Annotated in this window: 4 protein-coding genes and 1 pseudogene; all 5 read right to left on the bottom strand. The window is 75.4% G+C overall.

Translation table 11 applies throughout. The features are described from left to right. Positions 1 to 2: 2 nt before the first annotated feature. Positions 3 to 1196: a cytochrome P450 gene (locus ACFXDE_RS43755; RefSeq protein WP_380499787.1), complete on the bottom strand. Its 1194-nt coding sequence runs from the start codon at positions 1194 to 1196 to the stop codon at positions 3 to 5. Further along, positions 1193 to 1750 (bottom strand): ATP/GTP-binding protein, encoded by a 558-nt coding sequence (locus ACFXDE_RS43750; protein WP_359961171.1) that lies wholly within the window; start codon positions 1748 to 1750, stop codon positions 1193 to 1195. Before ACFXDE_RS43750 ends, ACFXDE_RS43755 begins: the two co-directional genes overlap by 4 nt. A 70-nt stretch (positions 1751 to 1820) precedes the next feature. Further along, positions 1821 to 2174, bottom strand: a complete 354-nt coding sequence (locus tag ACFXDE_RS43745; protein WP_380499786.1) for a DUF742 domain-containing protein — start codon at positions 2172 to 2174, stop codon at positions 1821 to 1823. After that, positions 2171 to 2602: a roadblock/LC7 domain-containing protein gene (locus ACFXDE_RS43740; RefSeq protein WP_380444406.1), complete on the bottom strand. Its 432-nt coding sequence runs from the start codon at positions 2600 to 2602 to the stop codon at positions 2171 to 2173. The genes ACFXDE_RS43745 and ACFXDE_RS43740 overlap by 4 nt, the downstream gene beginning before the upstream one ends. Further along, positions 2599 to 2973, bottom strand: a pseudogene (locus ACFXDE_RS43735) (hypothetical protein); the annotation flags it as partial. The gene ACFXDE_RS43740 and the pseudogene ACFXDE_RS43735, both read right to left, overlap by 4 nt.

Below are 2973 nucleotides of genomic sequence, written 5' to 3'. Positions count from 1 at the left end.
GGTCAGGAGGCCACCGGGGCGAAGCGGACCGGCAGGTTCACCAGGGCGCGGTGGAAGGGCCCCGGGCGCCAGAGCAAGTCCTGGGTGGGCAGCGTGAGTTCGAGGTCGCTCAGCCGGCTGGTCAGCTGCTCGATCGCCGAGATCGCGATCAGCAGGGCCGGGTCCCGGGCCGGGCAGGCGTGCGGGCCCGCCGCCCAGGCCAGGTGGGCGCTCTCGCCGCTGCGCAGCTCGGCGCCGTCGGTCGGCGGCGCCGCCTGGTTGTTGGCCGCCGCGTAGGAGACCAGCATCAGGGTGCCGGCCTTGATCTCGCGGCCGTGGAAGGTGATGTCGTACCGCGGGTAGTGCGCCGACAGGTTGGCCAGCGGCGGCTCGTGCCACAGCACCTCGTCGATCGCCTGGTAGGCGGTCATCGCGCCGCCGAACAGCGAGCCGGCGTAGCGCTCGTCGGTGAGCAGGCGCAGCAGGGCGTTGCCGATCAGGTTGGTGGTCGGCTCGTGCCCGGCGATCATGGTCAGGGTGATCTGCCGGATCACCTCGTCGTTGTCCAGCCCGGCCGGGTGGGTGACGAACCAGGAGGTGAGGTCGTGCCGGGGGCGCCGGCGCCGGTCGGCGACCATCTCGGTGACCACGGCGAGCAGGTCCCCGTAGGCGGCCACGGCCTTCTCGGTGGACTCGATCATCTTGGAGATGCCGGCCACCAGGCGGTCGCTGTGCTCCTCGGGCACGCCGAACCACGTGTTGAAGACGAAGACCGGCAGCTGGCGGGCGTACTCGGCGATGAGGTCGGCGGTGCCGGCGGCCTCGAAGCGGTCGATCAGCCGGTGGGCGACCTCGCCGACGCGGCGCTGGAGCACGTGCGGTTCGAGCAGCCTGAGGCCGTCGGTGATCACCGCGCGGTAGCGGTCGTGGACCTCGCCGTCGCTGAACAGGGCGGTGGGGCGGTAGCCGAGCACGACCAGGAGCGGGGAGTCCGGCGGGACGGTCCGCTGCCAGGCCCGGGAGTCCTTGGAGAAGGTGTCGGTGTCGCGCAGGAGGTCCAGCGCGGCCTGGTAGTCGGTGACGAGCAGGCCCTCCACGCCGGGCGCGACCTCGACCGGGGCGACGGCGCCGTGGCGGCGCAGCCGGTCGTAGACCAGGTGCGGGTCGGCGGCGAACACCGGTCCGTAGATCGGCGTCGGTCGGGTCTCGGTGGTCACGGTCCCTCCTGGGGGTCCGGGCCGGCCGGCAGGCCGTGCAGGACATGCTCGGTGAGCGCGATCAGCGCGTCGAGGCTGGCGCCGCGCTCGCGGGCGTCGCAGAGCACGAGCGGGGTGTCGGGGTGCAGGTCGAGGTGGGCGCGCAGGACCTCGACGGAGTGGACGGGCGCGTCCGGGAAGCCGTTGACGGCGACGGCGTAGGGCAGGCCCTGCTCCTCGACCATGTCCATGATCTCGAAGGAGTCGGCGAGCCGGCGGGTGTCGGCGAGCACCAGGGCGCCGAGGGCGCCGCGGGCGATGTCCTGCCAGAGCGGGAAGAAGCGGCGCTGGCCGGGGGTGCCGAACATGTAGAGCACGACGTTGCCGGGCAGGGTGAGCCGGCCGAAGTCGACGGCGACCGTGGTGGTGGTCTTCTCCGGCAGGTCGGCGAGGTCGTCGACCGGGCGGCCGGTCTCGGTCATCGCCTCCTCGGTGTGCAGGGTGGCGATCTCCGAGAGGGTGCGGATGAGCGTCGTCTTGCCGACCCCGAACGGGCCGGCCACGACGACCTTCATCAGCGTCTGGTCCGGGTCGGGCAGGTAGCCCACCCGGCTGGGCCGGTCGGCCGGGCCGCCGGGGGCCGGGTTACCGGAGCGTGCGGAGTCCAACGAGGAGCCTCTCGACGATGGAGCGGTCGGTCTGCTGGGCGCGCGGGATCGGCGCGCGGGCGTTCAGGCAGCCCGCCTCGACCAGATCGGCCGCGAGGAAGACGGTGGCGCTGACCGGCAGGCGCAGGTGCGCGGCGGCCTCCACCACGGTCAGCGCGCCGGGGCGCAGCAGCTCCCAGAGCCGTTCGTGTTCGTGTTCCAGCCCGTGCGGCGGGTCGGCGCGGGCCGCGTACAGCACGGTCAGCCGCTCGAAGCCGGCGCTGCCGGGGCGGGTGCGGCCGCCGGTGGCGAGGTAGGCGGGCACCATCCGCCTGCGGGGTACGCCGGTCATGACCGGGGTGTGCCGTCGGGCTGCCGGGCCGGGCTCGCGAGCGCGCGGCCCAGGGCGGCGACCTGGACCTGCATCTGGTAGGCCACGTTGCCGAGCTGGGCCTCGGGCGTGGTGAAGACGGCGAGCGAGGTGTTCTCCCCGGCCGGGACGACGACGGCGTAGCCGAGGTCGGACTCGACGACGGTCTGGGCCAGCCGGGGCTGGGCGGTGTCGGTGAAGGCGCTGGTGAAGGCCCGGGCGGCGGCGTGGACGGTGGCGGTCATCGCGGCGACCCGCTCGGCGGAGGCGCGGCCGAGCCCGTCCGAGGCGCCCTCGACGAGGCCGTCCCCGGTGGCGATGACGGCGTGCAGCACCCCCGGGAGCTCCAGCAGCGGGGTGAGCACCCACGAGATCTCGTCGGTGGCGGTCGGGCTGGGCGTGCTGCTCACTGCGCGGCTCCTTCGGGGGTGGGGCCTTCGCCCGCTGACTGGGGTGCGCCCGTGGACGGGGGTTCGCCCTGGGGCGGGGTGGCACCGTCCCGGGCGGCGGCGGCCACGGCGGCGCGGCCCTCGCCGGTGCCCTGCTGGAGCGCGCTCCAGTGCCGGGCGGCCCGCTCGGGGGTGCGGGCGGGCGCCCCGGGGTCCTCGGCCGGGCCGGGCCCGGCGGGACGGGCGGGGGCCTCGGCGGGCCCGGCCGCGGGGGCGGCGAGGGGCTGGCGCCGGCGCCGGCTGGGCAGGTCGCAGACGTCGCCGGGGCGGGCGGTGTCGGGCCGCCCCGCGACCGGCCGTCCGGCGTCGGAGGACTGAAAGACCTGACGGGC

The organism is Kitasatospora sp. NPDC059408, assembly GCF_042751525.1.
Classification (GTDB): Bacteria; Actinomycetota; Actinomycetes; order Streptomycetales; family Streptomycetaceae; genus Kitasatospora.
The sequence above is the reverse complement of the archived record's forward strand: the minus strand, read 5'-3'. Positions and strand labels throughout refer to the sequence as shown.

Coding starts and splice junctions, on each gene's coding strand:
- ACFXDE_RS43750 (WP_359961171.1), bottom strand. CDS start 1,750: ATGAAGGTCGTCGTGGCCGGCCCGTTCGGGGTCGGCAAGACGACGCTC.
- ACFXDE_RS43745 (WP_380499786.1), bottom strand. CDS start 2,174: ATGACCGGCGTACCCCGCAGGCGGATGGTGCCCGCCTACCTCGCCACC.